At 27.2% G+C, this 15,510-nt stretch carries 18 protein-coding genes; 1 reads left to right on the forward strand and 17 read right to left on the reverse strand.

The window, feature by feature from the left end; all coding sequences use genetic code 11:
• Positions 1–12: 12 nt before the first annotated feature.
• The 17 genes from scpB to EJJ37_RS15125 all read right to left on the reverse strand — a co-directional run bounded on the left by scpB (position 13) and on the right by EJJ37_RS15125 (position 15,059).
• Positions 13–753 (reverse strand): SMC-Scp complex subunit ScpB, encoded by a 741-nt coding sequence (scpB, locus tag EJJ37_RS15045; RefSeq protein WP_133016341.1) that lies wholly within the window; start codon positions 751–753, stop codon positions 13–15.
• Complete coding sequence (locus tag EJJ37_RS15050; protein ID WP_133016342.1) at positions 704–1,456, reverse strand: segregation/condensation protein A; 753 nt, start codon at positions 1,454–1,456, stop codon at positions 704–706. The genes scpB and EJJ37_RS15050 overlap by 50 nt, the downstream gene beginning before the upstream one ends.
• An 89-nt stretch (positions 1,457–1,545) precedes the next feature.
• Entirely contained in the window at positions 1,546–2,214 is a 669-nt protein-coding gene (locus EJJ37_RS15055) for a TIGR03943 family putative permease subunit (protein WP_133016343.1), read from the reverse strand.
• A 54-nt stretch (positions 2,215–2,268) separates the two neighbouring features.
• Positions 2,269–3,177 (reverse strand): permease, encoded by a 909-nt coding sequence (locus EJJ37_RS15060; protein WP_133016344.1) that lies wholly within the window; start codon positions 3,175–3,177, stop codon positions 2,269–2,271.
• A 16-nt stretch (positions 3,178–3,193) separates the two neighbouring features.
• Entirely contained in the window at positions 3,194–3,829 is a 636-nt protein-coding gene (locus tag EJJ37_RS15065) for a GTP-binding protein (protein WP_133016345.1), read from the reverse strand.
• 39 nt (positions 3,830–3,868) lie between these two features.
• Positions 3,869–4,819 carry a CobW family GTP-binding protein gene (locus tag EJJ37_RS15070; protein ID WP_133016346.1) on the reverse strand — a complete coding sequence of 317 codons (951 nt, stop codon included), beginning with the start codon at positions 4,817–4,819 and terminating at the stop codon, positions 3,869–3,871.
• A 208-nt stretch (positions 4,820–5,027) separates the two neighbouring features.
• Positions 5,028–5,393, reverse strand: coding sequence for a methylglyoxal synthase (locus EJJ37_RS15075; protein ID WP_133016347.1), 366 nt, complete (start codon positions 5,391–5,393; stop codon positions 5,028–5,030).
• A 55-nt stretch (positions 5,394–5,448) separates the two neighbouring features.
• The gene (locus EJJ37_RS15080) at positions 5,449–6,060 is read right to left on the reverse strand and encodes a DNA-3-methyladenine glycosylase (RefSeq protein WP_133016348.1); all 612 of its coding nucleotides are present in this window, start codon (positions 6,058–6,060) and stop codon (positions 5,449–5,451) included.
• Between the two features lie 74 nt (positions 6,061–6,134).
• Positions 6,135–7,184 carry an SPFH domain-containing protein gene (locus EJJ37_RS15085; protein WP_133016349.1) on the reverse strand — a complete coding sequence of 350 codons (1,050 nt, stop codon included), beginning with the start codon at positions 7,182–7,184 and terminating at the stop codon, positions 6,135–6,137.
• A 36-nt stretch (positions 7,185–7,220) separates the two neighbouring features.
• Positions 7,221–7,934: a PspA/IM30 family protein gene (locus EJJ37_RS15090; protein ID WP_133016350.1), complete on the reverse strand. Its 714-nt coding sequence runs from the start codon at positions 7,932–7,934 to the stop codon at positions 7,221–7,223.
• Positions 7,935–8,077: 143 nt separating this feature from the next.
• The gene (locus EJJ37_RS15095) at positions 8,078–8,701 is read right to left on the reverse strand and encodes a hypothetical protein (RefSeq protein WP_133016351.1); all 624 of its coding nucleotides are present in this window, start codon (positions 8,699–8,701) and stop codon (positions 8,078–8,080) included.
• A 91-nt stretch (positions 8,702–8,792) separates the two neighbouring features.
• Positions 8,793–10,007, reverse strand: coding sequence for a D-alanyl-D-alanine carboxypeptidase family protein (locus EJJ37_RS15100; protein WP_133016352.1), 1,215 nt, complete (start codon positions 10,005–10,007; stop codon positions 8,793–8,795).
• 171 nt (positions 10,008–10,178) lie between these two features.
• Positions 10,179–11,483: a pyrimidine-nucleoside phosphorylase gene (locus tag EJJ37_RS15105; protein WP_133016353.1), complete on the reverse strand. Its 1,305-nt coding sequence runs from the start codon at positions 11,481–11,483 to the stop codon at positions 10,179–10,181.
• Between the two features lie 18 nt (positions 11,484–11,501).
• Complete coding sequence (locus tag EJJ37_RS15110) at positions 11,502–12,674, reverse strand: phosphopentomutase (protein WP_133016354.1); 1,173 nt, start codon at positions 12,672–12,674, stop codon at positions 11,502–11,504.
• Positions 12,675–12,716: 42 nt separating this feature from the next.
• Positions 12,717–13,595, reverse strand: coding sequence for a tyrosine-type recombinase/integrase (locus EJJ37_RS15115; protein WP_133016355.1), 879 nt, complete (start codon positions 13,593–13,595; stop codon positions 12,717–12,719).
• A gap of 74 nt (positions 13,596–13,669) precedes the next feature.
• Complete coding sequence (spoIIM, locus tag EJJ37_RS15120) at positions 13,670–14,305, reverse strand: stage II sporulation protein M (protein WP_133016356.1); 636 nt, start codon at positions 14,303–14,305, stop codon at positions 13,670–13,672.
• Positions 14,306–14,390: 85 nt separating this feature from the next.
• Positions 14,391–15,059: an HD domain-containing protein gene (locus tag EJJ37_RS15125; RefSeq protein WP_133016357.1), complete on the reverse strand. Its 669-nt coding sequence runs from the start codon at positions 15,057–15,059 to the stop codon at positions 14,391–14,393.
• Positions 15,060–15,227: 168 nt separating this feature from the next.
• On the opposite strand from EJJ37_RS15125, the gene EJJ37_RS15130 reads away from it, so the two are divergent.
• On the forward strand, positions 15,228–15,510 hold a 283-nt coding region (locus EJJ37_RS15130; protein WP_338032277.1), incomplete at its 3' end, for a DUF1622 domain-containing protein.

The raw sequence follows: 15,510 nt of genomic DNA on the forward strand, positions 1-15,510 counted from the left end.
TAGCTATATTTTTTATACTTCTTTATCTGATGCGACTTCTGCATCATTTATATAATTTTCATTATTTTCATCTTTTATTTCATCATTAACATCTTCAGAATTCATCTCTTTAAGAGCTTGATTTAAAACATCCATAGAACTTTTAGCCTCTTCATCACTATATAAATCAAGCGATGGCAACTCTTTTAATGTTTCTAATCCAAATTGTCTTAAAAATTCATCTGTAGTTCCATAAAGTATAGGTCTACCTGGAACTTCTAATCTTCCTATATCCTTTATCAGTCCCTTTTCAACAAGCTTTTGAATAGCTGATTCTGACTTAACACCTCTTATTTCATCTATATCAATACGTGTGATTGGTTGCTTATATGCTATAATTGCTAAACTTTCTATAGATGCTTGTGAAAGTGAATGTCTTTTATTCTTCTTTAATAACTTTTGAATATAATCTGAATTTTCACTTTTAGTAACTAGTTGATAAGCTCCATTTATGCTTATTAACCTAATTCCTCTACTTTCTTCTTCATATTCACTCATCATTTCTTTGATTATTTCTTCAACAACCTTATCTTTAATCTCTAAATTATTACTTAAATCCCTTAATGATAAAGGTTCCCCACTTACAAATAGCATTGATTCTATAGCTGATTTTATATTGGCTTTTCTAGATAGCTCTTTAAATTCATACTGCTTAACATCAATGTTACTCACTATCTCTCCTCCTCTTGATAAGTATATTTCCGAAACTCTCATCTTGATAAACGTTAATAGTTCTTATTTTTATAAGCTCAAGCAGTGCTAAAAATGTAACTACAGTTTCAAGTTTACAAGAGCTTTCTTTCATTAAGTCTTCGAATTCAATTACTTTATTGCAATTAACTCTCTCTAAGAGCTCGTTCATTTTATCTTCAACTTTATACTTATCTACGTATATTTTCTTTTGTACTACATTAAATTTATTTTGCTTTTCTCTATAATTTTCTAATATTTTATTATAAATATTATACAAATCTAATAATGTTATATTCTTAAATATGTCAACATTATTAACTGGTTCACTTTTAACTTCCTCAATTATTTCTGGCTTCTTACTATAAACATCGCCTTGATTTATATATCGCTCTTTAAAGAATTCAGATACTGATTTTATCTTCTTATACTCAATTAATTTTTCCATTAATCTCTTTTCAATATCTTCTTCATTTTCTTCCTCTTCTACTTTTATCTTAGGAAGAAGATTTTTTGATTTTATCTCTATTAATGTAGCTGCAACAACAATAAATTCTGATGTTATCTCAAGATCCATAACTTTTCTTGTATTAAGATACTCTAAATATTGATTTGTAACTTTATATATTTCTACATTATATATATCCATCTTATTCTTCTTTATAAGATGTAATAATAAATCAAAAGGTCCTTCAAAATCTGCCACTTTAATCTTTGGCAATTCCATTAATTCATCCCGCCTTTGTGTTTTTATTATGCTACTTTTAAGGGTTTCATAACTTATATAATAACAATTTTCTTTTAAAAGAACAAGCCTTAAAGATGCTCATGAAAATATATATCTTTAGGCTCATCTTGTAGTGTGTAATCCTCTACTAAAACGTAAAAATCATTATCAAAACATATCTTACCATAAATATTAATCCATTGCCCTTCTTCTAAATTAGATTCTATACCCTTTACTTTTATTTGTAGCTTTTCCTTATCAGCTTGACAACATTTTATCATTTGTCTAGTTATAATCTTAAAATCTGAACTATTTTCATCTTTATCAATATATCCTAAAAATAATATATTTTTTCCTTCATATTCATCTCTATGTTCTTCAATTTTATTTAATATATCATAATTTTCACTATTTATAATTATTGCATCAGTATGATTTTTAAGTAATAAATTCTCATTTATATCTTCATTTCCTTTTAACAATGGGAAAAGGTATAATAATATTACTCCAATACATAATGTAAATGTTAAAGGAATAAATTTATTTGTAGTTTCTACTCTCCTTTTTATTGTAAAAATTCTTCCAAATTGAAATACAGTAAAAACACTTAATATTATTATGCTCAAATAGAAATAAATAATCATATCACTACTTACAAAGTTAGTTATATTTCCACTTCTTATTAAAAATACTATAGATAAGTCTAATAATATTAATATAATAAACCATATTAACTCATCAATATTAAATTTCTTCATACACACCTCTTATATTAGTTAAAAACAAAAACTTAATCATCCAAATTTTTTAAATTATACTACTGCTAGACATATTCCAAATACAACTATGCAAATTATTAAAAGTAATTGTAATACAAACCTCTTTTTAAAAAAAACAAAAGATAATATTAAATTCTTTAAATCCATCATTGGTCCTAATATCAAAAATGCTATCACTCCTGCCACTCCAAAATTGTCCATAAATCCTTTTGCAACAAAGGCATCTGCTTCTGAACATAAAGATAATAAAAATCCTAATATCATCATTATTCCTATTCCAACTATCTTTCCTGATGTCATATTATTAATTAAACTGTCTTGAAGAAATACTACAAAAATACTTGAAAGAAGTGCACCAAAAATGAAATAAACACTAATATTTAAAAACTCATTAGAGGCATTTAAAACTAAATTTTTGATTTTTCCTTTTAATGAAATATAATAATTATTACTAAAAGTACAACAATCACAGTAAAGAGCAACCTCTTCACTTTTTAAAACTTCTGTATTTTTCTTTTTATCATAAATGAATCCAACAATCATTCCAACTATTAAAGCTCCTATTACTCCACCTATAGTTCTATATATAACAATATTAATATCATTAGGAAATGCATAATATGTAGACATAATTACAACAGGATTAACTATAGGAACTGATAACATAAATGTTATTCCAACTCCTATTGGTAATCCTTTTTTTATTAAACTTCTTGTAATTGGAACTATTGCACATTCACATACAGGAAAAAGTATTCCTGATATAGCTGCTATAAAATATGCTATGATACTATTTTTAGGAATTATTTTTTTTATTACTTCATCTGATACGTAAATTTGAATTAAAGCTGATAATACTGCTCCTATTAGTAGAAACGGTAATGCTTCAACAATAATCCCTAGGTAACTCCACATCCATGATTCAAATTTACTTATACTCACTTTCTCACCCGCTATCTTACTTTCTCATATACTCTATTAATTTTACCCTCATATTTCTTACTAACTTTTCTTCTAATAACTTACTATTTTCTAATGCTAAATTAAAACCATTATTGCTTTCTGCTTTTATTATTTGTGCCTTATGATTCAAACTCTCCAATAGTTTAATACCTTTTTCCAACTCTAAACTTTTTTCTATATTATAATTATTAATTACAATTACATCACTATTTTGTATAAATGGTAATAATATTTCTCCCATATTCATAACATAAAATTCAATGTTTCTTCCATCACAAACAAAATAAATAGTAGAAAGCTTTATCAGTTTCCCTGTTTCATTATCAAATACACACTTGTACAAATTCTCTAATGTATCAGTTCCGTTATATTCTATAATTATTCTATGGGGTTTATATTTTTTTACTATTTCATAAATTTCATTGTTAAGTCCTAAACTATCCCCCATAAAACTAATATGTTTTACACTTTGTCCATTTTCATTAAACTCATTTATTTGAGTCTTTCCACTTTCACAAGTAACAACAACTATTTTTTCTTTATCTGCAATAGTTTTATTTATTAACGAATTAATAAAGGCTGACTTACCAGCCCCTAAAAATCCAGTAACTACATCTATGCCAACCTTCATATCTCTACCTTCTTAACTAATTAAAATTTAAACTTTTACTTATAAGAAAAACTTCTTAATTTTCTCTTTATTTAAGTTAGTTCCTATAAATGAAATAACAGTTTCTCCTCTATACGCTATCTTTTGCATATTTATTTCAGATAAGGTGTAATCAAATTGTTCTTTACCATTTTTAGTATTAACAATCCCCTTTGCTCTAATTATTTCACCAAATTCAAAACTATTTTTTATAAAATTAAACTTACTTAGTAATTCTTCTCTAGATACATCTCTGTCTATTTTTAAAGCAAAGCTTTCAAATAAATTGTCTTCACTTTTTTCTTTTTTAATATTTCCAATATTAAGATTGCTCTTTCTAAAATTAACTTTTTCTTTTACATTAACTTTATCCTTAGACAGAAATACCTTTGGAATTAACTCCTCTGATTTTGTATTATCCCATTGTCTTCCCATTATTATTGCCCTAGAATTTAATTTATTGATTTCAATTTCTAATCTTCTCACTTCTTCATTACTAATATTTTGAGTTCTACTTAAAATTATAATATCTGCATTTTTTATTTGGTTAAGAAAAAAATTCTTAAAGTTAGTTAAGTACAAATCAAATTTTTCTGCATCTACTACAGTTATAGCTTTCTCTACTTCTGCTATACCCTTTAATTCTTTTTCAGTAAATACTTTTTTTATGTCACTTAATTTTGCAACTCCTGTTGGTTCAACTAATAATCTGTCTACATTGCAATTCTCCACAACATCTAATATTGATTCTTTGAAATCTCCAGTAACTTGACAACAAATACATCCTGCATTTATCTCTTTTACTAAAGTATTTGTTCTTTTTAAAACTGCACTATCAATACTTACTTCACCAAATTCATTTTCAATGATGGCAATTTTCTCTTTATAATATCCTTCTTCTATAAGCTTTTTAATTAATTGTGTTTTCCCAGCTCCAAGAAACCCTGAAAAAATCTCTACTTTAACACTCATAACTTATTACTTTCCCTTATTATTGTTCTCAAAAAATTCTATGATTTATATTTAATATTTATGCAAGTTTTATTTCCTAAGGAATGTTGAATATTAGATCTATTTTATACATATAATAATATTGTAAACGTATCACTCTCCTGTGAACGTTATACAATAAAAAGGAGCTGCTATTTAGCAACTCCTTTTTAATTTTATTTCATTATTCTTATTTGTGTAAAGCATCTAAAACTAATTGAGCTGTAGAAACATTGGTTGCAAGTGGTATTGCATATACATCACATAATCTTAGTAATGCATTAACATCTGGTTCATGTGGTTGTGATGTTAATGGATCTCTTAAGAATATAACTAAATCTAACTTTTGTTCTGAAACTAATGCTCCTATTTGTTGATCCCCACCAAGTGGACCACTTTTTAATCTATGAATCTCTAAATTAGTGTTTTCCATTATTCTTAAACCAGTAGTTCCTGTTGCATAAAGTTCTAATTTAGATAACCTTTCTTCATTTGCTTTTGCAAAATTAACCATTTCATCTTTTTTCTTATCATGTGCAATTAATGCTACTCTCATTTGTACTCTCTCCCTCTTCTATTAAACTTTATATAAATTTTAATTTATAAACTAATTATTTTTTTGAAACATATATATTATCTTTTATATAAAATCTCCATAAGAAATCTTTTGCCTCTTCAGCATAATCTATTCCTATTCTCTTACTTTCAACAATTTCAAAAGTTTCATTATTATCATCAGTAATATATACAGCTCCCTTTTCATAAAGCTTCACTGCATTTAAATCCTTATTTAGTAAATACGCTAAACATAACTTTGATGGACCATTGGTTAAATTTTTTGATTGAGCTTTTGTAAGTTTATCATATTTCTTATTATACCTAATATTTGAAATATAATCTAGTTCATTAATTGGTTCAATAGCTCGAATTAAAACAGCTTCAGCCACATCCTTTTTATTAGTAACAACATTAAAGCAATGATATAATCCATATATAAAATAAATATATGAAACCCCTGCATCTTCATATAATATTTCTGTACGCTTAGTTCTACGCCCATTATATGCATGGCAAGCTTTATCTATTGCTCCTATATAAGCTTCTGTTTCAACTATCTTTCCTTTTAAAACTTTCCCATCAACTTCTCTAACTAGTACTTTCCCAAGTAAATCTTGTGCAACATCTAGAGCACTTCTATTATAAAACTCTTTACTTATAATCATTTGTATCTCCTAAATTTAAATAAAGCTATATTATAATTAATAGTATTTCTTATAATAGCTATTAAAATACTTCTTTATTTAACCTTTGCACCACATTCACCACAGAATTTTGAATCACTTGCAATTGTTGCACCGCATTCACTACAGAATTTATTTTTCTTTTCTGTATTTTCAATAGTTATAACCTTTGTTCCGCAATTACTACAGAATTTTGCTCCTTCACTTAAGCTTTCACCACAATTTTTACAAGTATTCTTATTATTATTTACTGATGGACTTGATGTCATATTTTTCTTCATTTCATTCATCATTTGCATTCCCATTTGCATTCCCATACCAGCTTGAGCCATACTAGCCATACTGCTATTAGGATTTTTCTCCATAGCTTCAGTCATAGCTACATTTTGATAATGACCTATATTACCAACCATTCCATAAGCAGCATTTTTATTAATCATATTTTGTACTGAATCAGGATAGCTAAAGTTTTCAATATTTAATGTTGTTACAGTTAGACCTATCTTAATCATTTCCATATCTAAATCTGTTTTTATACCTTTTGCTATTTCAAAGGAGTTTGCTTGTAAATTAAACATATCCTTTCCTTCTTTAACAATCCACTTCATTAAAAGCTGATCAACTACAGCTAAAGCTCTTTGTTTTACATCATCTACAGTAAATTGACTTTTGATTCCTGCAATTTTATCAATTAAAACCATATGGTCACTTATTTTAACATTAAATGAACCAAAAGCTCTTATTGGAATTCCTCCTGGCATTCCTGGAGCTTGAATATTAATTGGACTTTTAGTACCCCACTTTACTAAAAACTCTTTAGTATTTATAAATAAAACCTCAGCCTTAAGCCCTGATTTAAAACCAAACTTAAATCCCTTTAATGTTGATAAAAATGGAATTATTTCTGTTTCAATTTCGTAATTACCCTCTTCAGTAAAAACACCTTCAACCTTTCCATTATGCATAAATATAGCATCTTGACCTGGTCTTATAATTAATCTACTATTCTTCTTTATTTCGTTATTTTTCCATTTCCAAAAAATAACGTCATTTCTAGTTTCATTCCATTCAATTACATCTAAAAACTGGTTACTAAATAAACCCATTACTCTTCCTCCTGCTATTTTGATAGCACTGTTTTATTATTTGTTTTCTTTTAATTTAGCTAATTCATCTTCAATTGCACTACTATTAGCACTCTTTAATGCCGCTAACTCATCTTCTACTGAAGAATTGTTAGTATTATATTTATTCATTAAATCATCTATGCTATCTGTTGGTTTTGAATTTAATTCAGCCATTGCATTAGCTTCATCTAACATTCTATTAGCCTTTTCTTCCATTCTACTAAAGGAATCTATACTTGAAGCAGAATTATTAATTGAAGAACCCATTTTATTTATTCTTTCTTGCATTTTTGCTGTTGCCATTTTTGCTTTAATAGTACTTCTTCTTTCATTAAGCTCTTCTATTTGCATATTTAACTTATTATACATTTGCTTCATCTTTTCGGAGTTAGCTTTTGCTGCTTCATATTTAGTATTAAGTGCTGTTAATTTTTCTGTTAATGATGCCTTTTTAGATAAAAATTGTCTTGCATCATCATCATTTCCTGCCTCTACAGCTCTTTTTGCATAATCTAACATCTTGTTTACATCACTTTGACATTCATCAACTTCTCTTTTTGCTCTAGTTTCTTCTGCCATAATAGATGCAGTTTCTGCTTTAACCTTATTTAAATCATCATTTAAATTCCTCATTAATTGATCTATCATTTTCACCGGATCTTCCGCCTTATCTAATAAAGCATTAATGTTAGATGACATTATGTCAGTAAATCTTTTTAATATTGACATATATACTCCTCCTAAATTCATTACCATTATTTATACAAATATATTTTATCATTATTTAATTCAAAACGAAATCCATTATTTTTTATTATATATAATTTTTAACTGTATATTAATAGAAAAAATGAGCTATTTTTTTATAGCTCTTATAATATTGCCCCATATAATTTATCTTCTTTTGTATATACTGTAACAGTAAATGTTCCTAATGGTCTAAAGTTTCCATTAGTAGCTGATAAATATCCTCTAAACTCTAATGTTACTTGATCCTCCAATTTTTCTTGTAAAATCACTTTATCTATTTTAAAGTAAATAGGATCATCTGTACCTACTGCAAATTGCTCTCCTAAAAATTGTACATTTTCCATAATTCTTTCTTTTTCTTCCCCTGAAATGAGTTCAACGTCATCACTTGTACTATCCCACTCACTTACAATAAAATCATATACACCTTGATTTTTAGCTAAATATTCTGTTAATAAATTTAATCCAAAATCTACTTCTTTATATTCACCTTCAACATATGGAATATCTCCATAATCATGATATATTAAATCTCCATCATTTAGCATATTTATATCTTTACTAGATTTATATATTTTTCCAAGTGCAGTAAATTGTGTATATACTTTAGGCTCTTCTACTACACTTTCAACTTCTACAACTTCATTATTTGTATTATCATTGCTATTTACATTATTGTTATTATTACTTGAACAACCAGTTAATAATCCTAACATAATAATGACGCATATTATTTTTTTATTCAAAATACTCACCTTCCCCCTTCCATTTTAATATAAAAAAAGAGATTAATCCATTATATAAATGTTTTAATCTCTTTAAATATGTTAATTTTCTTTAAACACCTTTTTTAAATAAATTTTTCATATTATCCTTTAAGTTATCTATGAATCCACCCTTTTCAACATCTCTATCACAGTATAGCTCAACTTCTCCAACCTTTTGATCATCTAGATATACTTCACATTTTCCTATAACTTCACCTTCTGTGTAGCTATCTTTCATTTCATCTAATACTATTTTGTTTATTGGTTCTCCATCGCTACCTTTTAAAGTGACAATGATTAAATCATCCTTTGCTTTTGCTATAAAGAATCTATCATTACTCTTTCCTAAATAAACAGTTTCTACATCATCATCTTTGTTAAATAATTTCTTTCCTTCATATTTAGAGAATCCATAGTTCATAAGCATACTTGCATCACGGTTTCTAACTTTGTATGTTGGAGCTCCCATTATTACTGCAAGCATTCTAACATTATTCCTAACTGCTGTAGCACTTATACAATATTTAGCTTCTTGTGTAAATCCAGTTTTTAATCCATCACATCCATCAAAGAAACGAACTAATTTATTATGATTTACTAGCTCTATTGGACTTTTTCTTCCTTCAGATATAGTTTCCATATATGTACCACTATATTTTAATATTGTAGGATGTTTTAGTAACTCTAATGACATTATAGAAATATCTCTTGCAGTTGTTACATGTCCTTCCTCTGGCAAGCCATTACAATTTTTAAATGTTGTATTTGTCATACCTAATTCTTTAGCACGTTCATTCATAGCCTTTACAAACTCATCTGTTGAACCGCTTAAAAATTCTGCCATAGCAACAGCAGCATCATTTCCTGATGCAATAGCTATACCTTTTAGTATTTCTTCTACTGTTCTAACTTCACCAACATCAAGAAGCATAGTGCTTCCACCCATTTTCTTTGCATTTTCACTACAAATAATCTTGTCATCCAAACTTATTTTTCCACTATCTACAGCTTCCATTGCAAGTAACATTGTCATTATCTTTGTAACAGATGCTGGTGCAAATTTTTCGTCTGGATTCTTTTCATACAATACTGCTCCACTTATAGGCTCAATAAGTAATGCAGATTTTGCATCTACATTCATTCCTTCCTCTAAACATGCAGTATAAACATCATTTGGATATTCTTCCTCTGAAGTTTCCTTAACTGCAGCAATTGGAATAACTGTATTTAAACATAATAAACATAAAAGAATAATAGAGATTTTGTTAAATATTTTCTTTTTCATTTGTTCTCCTCCTTTTAAGCTTATTATTTCCTAAAAAAATAAAAATATGATAAAAAGAATTTAACATTCTTTTTATCATATTTTATAAACATTACATTATTATAAAACTTATTTAGATTACCGGAATCCCCTCCAATAATTCTAACTTCAGCATAAAATCATTTAATAAAACTATCTTACTATATCATATATTAATGGTATATTTAAATCATAGCTATCTTCAATAACTATATTTTCTAAGATGCTTTTTCTAGCCTTTTCAATTTTATCCTCATTATTTGAATGTATGTATGCTAGAACATCTCCTTTATTAACCTTTTCGCCTCTTTTCTTATTTAAAACAATTCCTACAGCTAAATCAATTTCACTTTCTTTAGTTGCACGACCTGCTCCTAATTCCATTGCTATAAGACCAAATGCTTCCGCATGAATTTTTGTTATATAACCATCTACAGGTGAAGTAACTTTCTCTACATATTTTGCTTGAGGGAATTTGCTATAATCATCAATTGGGCTAATATCCCCACCTTGTGCCTTAACAAAGTCCTTAAGCTTTTCTAGACCTTTTCCATTTTCTATATTTTCCATAAGCATTTTTCTTGCTTCTTCTTCACTTTCTGCCATCTTAGCACAAAGTAACATATTTGAACCAATTGTTAATGTTAACTCTAAAAGATCTTTAGGCCCATTGCCTTTTAATAATTCTATAGCTTCTATAACTTCTAAGCTATTTCCAATAGCATATCCTAAAGGTTGATCCATATCAGATATAACTCCAATAGTTTCTCTTCCTAAATGTTTTCCTATATCAACCATTTCTTGTGCTAGTTCTTTAGCTGTTTCTGGTGTTTTCATAAATGCACCATCACCAACTTTAACATCTAAAACTATTGCATCTGCACCTGAAGCTAATTTCTTACTCATTATACTTGATGCAATTAATGACATATTATCAACTGTTGCAGTAACATCTCTTAATGCATATAATTTTTTATCTGCAGGAACTAAGTTTCCACTTTGTCCCATTATAGCAATATTTATTTTATTTACATTTTCCATAAACTGTTCTTCTGTTAGTTCAACTGAAAATCCTTTAAATGTTTCTAGCTTATCAATAGTTCCTCCAGTATGACCAAGTCCTCTTCCTGACATTTTTGCAACTGGAATTCCAAATGATGCTACTAAAGGAGTTAAACAAATTGAAGTTTTATCTCCAACTCCACCTGTAGAGTGCTTATCTACCTTTACACCTTTTATATTACTTAAATCTATTTTATCTCCAGACTCAACCATAGCATTAGTTAAATCTGCTGTTTCTCTCTTATTCATCTTATTGAAGAAAATTGCCATAAGCATTGCTGATGCTTGATAATCTGGGATTTCCCCTTTAGTAAATCCATCAACAAAAAAGTTTATTTCTTCTGTTGTTAATTCTTCACCTTTTCTTTTCTTCATAATTAAATCATACATTCTCATAAGTCTTTCCTCCTCTAGCTACTTTACTATATCATCCAAGAAACTTTTACCTACTAATTCATTTTGTACATTAAAGAAATCTAATATAGTTTTTCCTATATCCGCAAATGTTTCTCTTGTTCCAATGTTAACACCTGCTTTAACATTTTTACCATATACAAGAACTGGTATGTGTTCTCTTGAGTGATCTGTACTGCTAGTAGTTGGGTCGCAGCCGTGGTCTGCTGTAATTATAAGGATATCTTCTTCGCCCATTTTACTATAGATTTCTTGTAATCTATTATCAAAATCTTCAAGTGCTTTTCCATATCCAGCTGGATCATTTCTATGTCCATACAACATATCAAAGTCAACTAAATTTGTAAAGATAAGCCCTTCTTTTACAGTGTCCATATATTCTAAAGTCTTATCTACACCATCCATATTGCTCTTTGTATGAACTGCACTTGTAATACCCTTTTTATTATAAATATCTTCTATTTTACCAACAGCTGCAACTTCATAGTTTGCATCCTTTAAATATTCAAGCATAGTTTTATTAAATGGATCTAATGCATAATCCCTTCTGTTAGAAGTTCTTTTAAAGTTTGGAGCTTCACCAATGAAAGGTCTTGCAATAACTCTTCCTACTGCCCACTTATCAACAAGCATATTTCTCGCTATTTCACACATTTCATATAGCTTTTCAACTGGAATAACATCCTCATGTGCAGCAATTTGGAATACGCTATCTGCAGAAGTATATATAATAGGATATCCAGTTTTTACATGTTCTTCTCCTAGATCTTCAATTATTTGAGTTCCTGAAGCTACTATATTACCTAATATCCCTTCAACATTTGCTCTTTTCTTAAATTCATTTATTATATCATCAGAAAATCCTTGTGGATAAGTATTTAAAGGTTCTTCAAGTATAACTCCACTTATCTCCCAATGTCCTGTTACTGTATCTTTTCCTTTAGATGCTTCTTCACATCTACCAAATGCTCCTATTGCATTATCACATTTTTTAGGACCATTTACACCTTCTATATTACCTATTCCTAATTTCTCTAATTCATTTATTTCAAGACCGTTGCATGTTTTATATACATTGTCTAATGTATGACTTCCTTCATCACCATAACTTTTGGCATCTTTTAATTCTCCAACTCCAACACTATCTAATACTATTAATATAGCTCTTTTCATATTGTTTTCTCCTTTCGTATACAAAGCCCCTTTTCAAAGCCCTTAAGCTCTTGGATGGGAGTTCTTATAAACTAAGTTTATTTTATCATTATTTATTATCTCATAGTAAGTATCCATATAAGTTAATACTTGATTTCCTAAAAGCTTTTGAACTGCTCTTACATTTGCTCCATTTTGTAATAAATGTACAGCAAAAGAATGTCTAAAGGTATTTAAATTAACATCTTTATTTATTCCAGCTTTATGAGAATACTCTTTTACTATTCTCCAAACACCTTGCCTAGTTAATTGATTACCATTTAAATTTACAAATAAATTTGGTACTCCAGCTGAAGCAATTATATCTCTTATAGATAAATATTCCTTTAATGCAGCTTCTGCACTTCTACCTATTGGTATAAGTCTTTCATAATTTTTATTATCATGACATCTAACATAGAGTAAATCAAGGTTTACATCCTCTACTGATAGATTTATTATTTCAGAAACTTTCATACCAGTTGCATACATTAACTCTAATAAAGCATTGTCTCTTATGCCCTTATTACAATCTTTATCAACTATCTTAATTATCTTATCTACTTCTTCAACAGTTAATATTTCTGGAAGTTTTTTAGATTGGTCCGTACTCTTATAATATATCTTTGGTATATCTCTAATTATTTTTTGATCCTTTAAATAATTATAAAAACTTCTTAAACTAATAACAATTCTACTTATAGACCTTTCAGATTTTCCTTCTTCTAAAAGATGATCTATATAATTTTTAACTGTTACATTATCAGTTTCATCTAAATATATATCTTTACTATTTAGATATTTAATATACAAATTAACATCCGTTACATAAGCATAAACAGTATTATCACTTTTATGACTTTCAAGTAATGACTCCCTATATTCATTTACTATTTCTTTCATAATTCTCCCCATTCCCACCTTATTTATTATTATTCGACACTTGCTTTTAATTTCCTTTTATAATTATCTATTTATTAAACAACTTTATAAACATTTGTTACTACGAATTTAATGATATTTGGACAAATATATGCTTCAATAAAAGTACCGATAATAAATACACATGCAAATACCCCTATCTTTAAAATTAGTTCTCTCTCTACTATTGTATTTACTTTACCTTTATTAAAGAACCTTTCTTTAAGTTTTGTTGAAGAAAATTCAATTCCAACTATACTTAATGCAATAAAACAAGGAATATAAATAATATTCTGTGGTATTGTGGAGGCTAAAGCGAGCCATAATCCTTTTCCTTCAAAAGTTGAAATCAAAAAACTGAAAGTATATCCTAATGTAAACCCTTTAACAAGATCTACAAGTAAAATTATTGGCGTACCAAATATAGTAAATGATAATGCTATTATTATTGTTATAAGTATCAAATTTTTCTTAAGAACATTTAATAATAAAACCTTACTATTAACTGGTTCCTTAACAATACTTTCTGTAAATGTAGAAAAATAGCTTGTAAGATCACTAGCATCATTTGCATTCATATACTTTACTATATATGTACCTAAGGCTATTCCTACACAGAAAAATATAAAAACCATTAAATAAAAAAATTTATTTTCCTTTTTATTTAAATTTAATTTACCTATTATATTCATCGAAAACACCTCCATATTGTTATATCTTAATAATATGATGGTATTTTCAACTATATTCATAAGTGAATATATGTAAATTATAATTTTATATAATTTTTTTTATTTTTTGGATTTTTTCTTTTATTTCATTTAAATCTAAACCATAATTTTCTTCTAATATTTTTATAACTTTTTCAATATCTTCAATTTCATTTAACTTTTTTTCTTTTTTAACCTGCCCCCTTCCTAATCTATCACTTACAAACATTAAAATCATATCATTTAAATCTACTTCCTTTACTAATTCATTTGTTTTAGCAAAGGGTAAGTTTTTAATTATATAAAGATGATGCATATGATATTTTACTAAGTTCAAAACTTTTTTCTTTTCTTCATCTTTATAATCATAATATGTTAATAGCTTATCTGCTATTTTTTCTCCTTCAGTATCATGATTATATGATATTAATCTACCTTGTTTATTCTTTTTAGTTGTTGTACCTTTTCCTAAATCATGTAATAAAGCACCTAACATAAAACTTGCTTTATCATTTGTAAAATCTTTTATTTTAGATGCAGTGTCTACTACTTGCTTTAAATGATTCCATACATTACCTTCAGGATGGTATTGCTTATTTTGCTCTATTTTCTCTAGATTTATCAATACTTCTAAAGGAGTATTTTTTAGTGAATCTTTTATTTCTTCTAAGTAAATTGATGGTTTATCGCAAATAAGTAAATTTTCTTGTATTTCTTTTAATTTATTTACCTCCATGATTTTCTCCTTTTTAATATTTTTTCATATCTTCTTTTTATAATTAGTTTTCCTACATTATCGTATTTTAAAACAAATTATTTTTTATAATATTTTATTATTTTATTGTAATAATATATTTAATTTTAGGGCAATTTAAATATATTATTTATTTGAGGTGTAGTTATTTTGGAAGAATTATTTAATAAATATTTACCTATACTTATTCATTTATTTGAACTGATGGGAATTTTAATATTAACATTAGGAGTTTTCACAGCCTTTTATCACTATATTCAAAAAAGATTTTTTAAAAAGGATGTCAATATTAAATATGAATTTGCAGATGTTATGATTACAACTTTAGATTTTAAGTTAGCTGCAGAAATATTAAAAACTGTTACTATAAAAAGTATGGATGAACTTGTAATATTAGCCTCTGTATTTATTATAAGAATAATTATGACATTTG

It is taken from the genome of Clostridium cuniculi, from assembly GCF_004353185.1.
Classification (GTDB): Bacteria; Bacillota; Clostridia; order Clostridiales; family Clostridiaceae; genus Clostridium; species Clostridium cuniculi.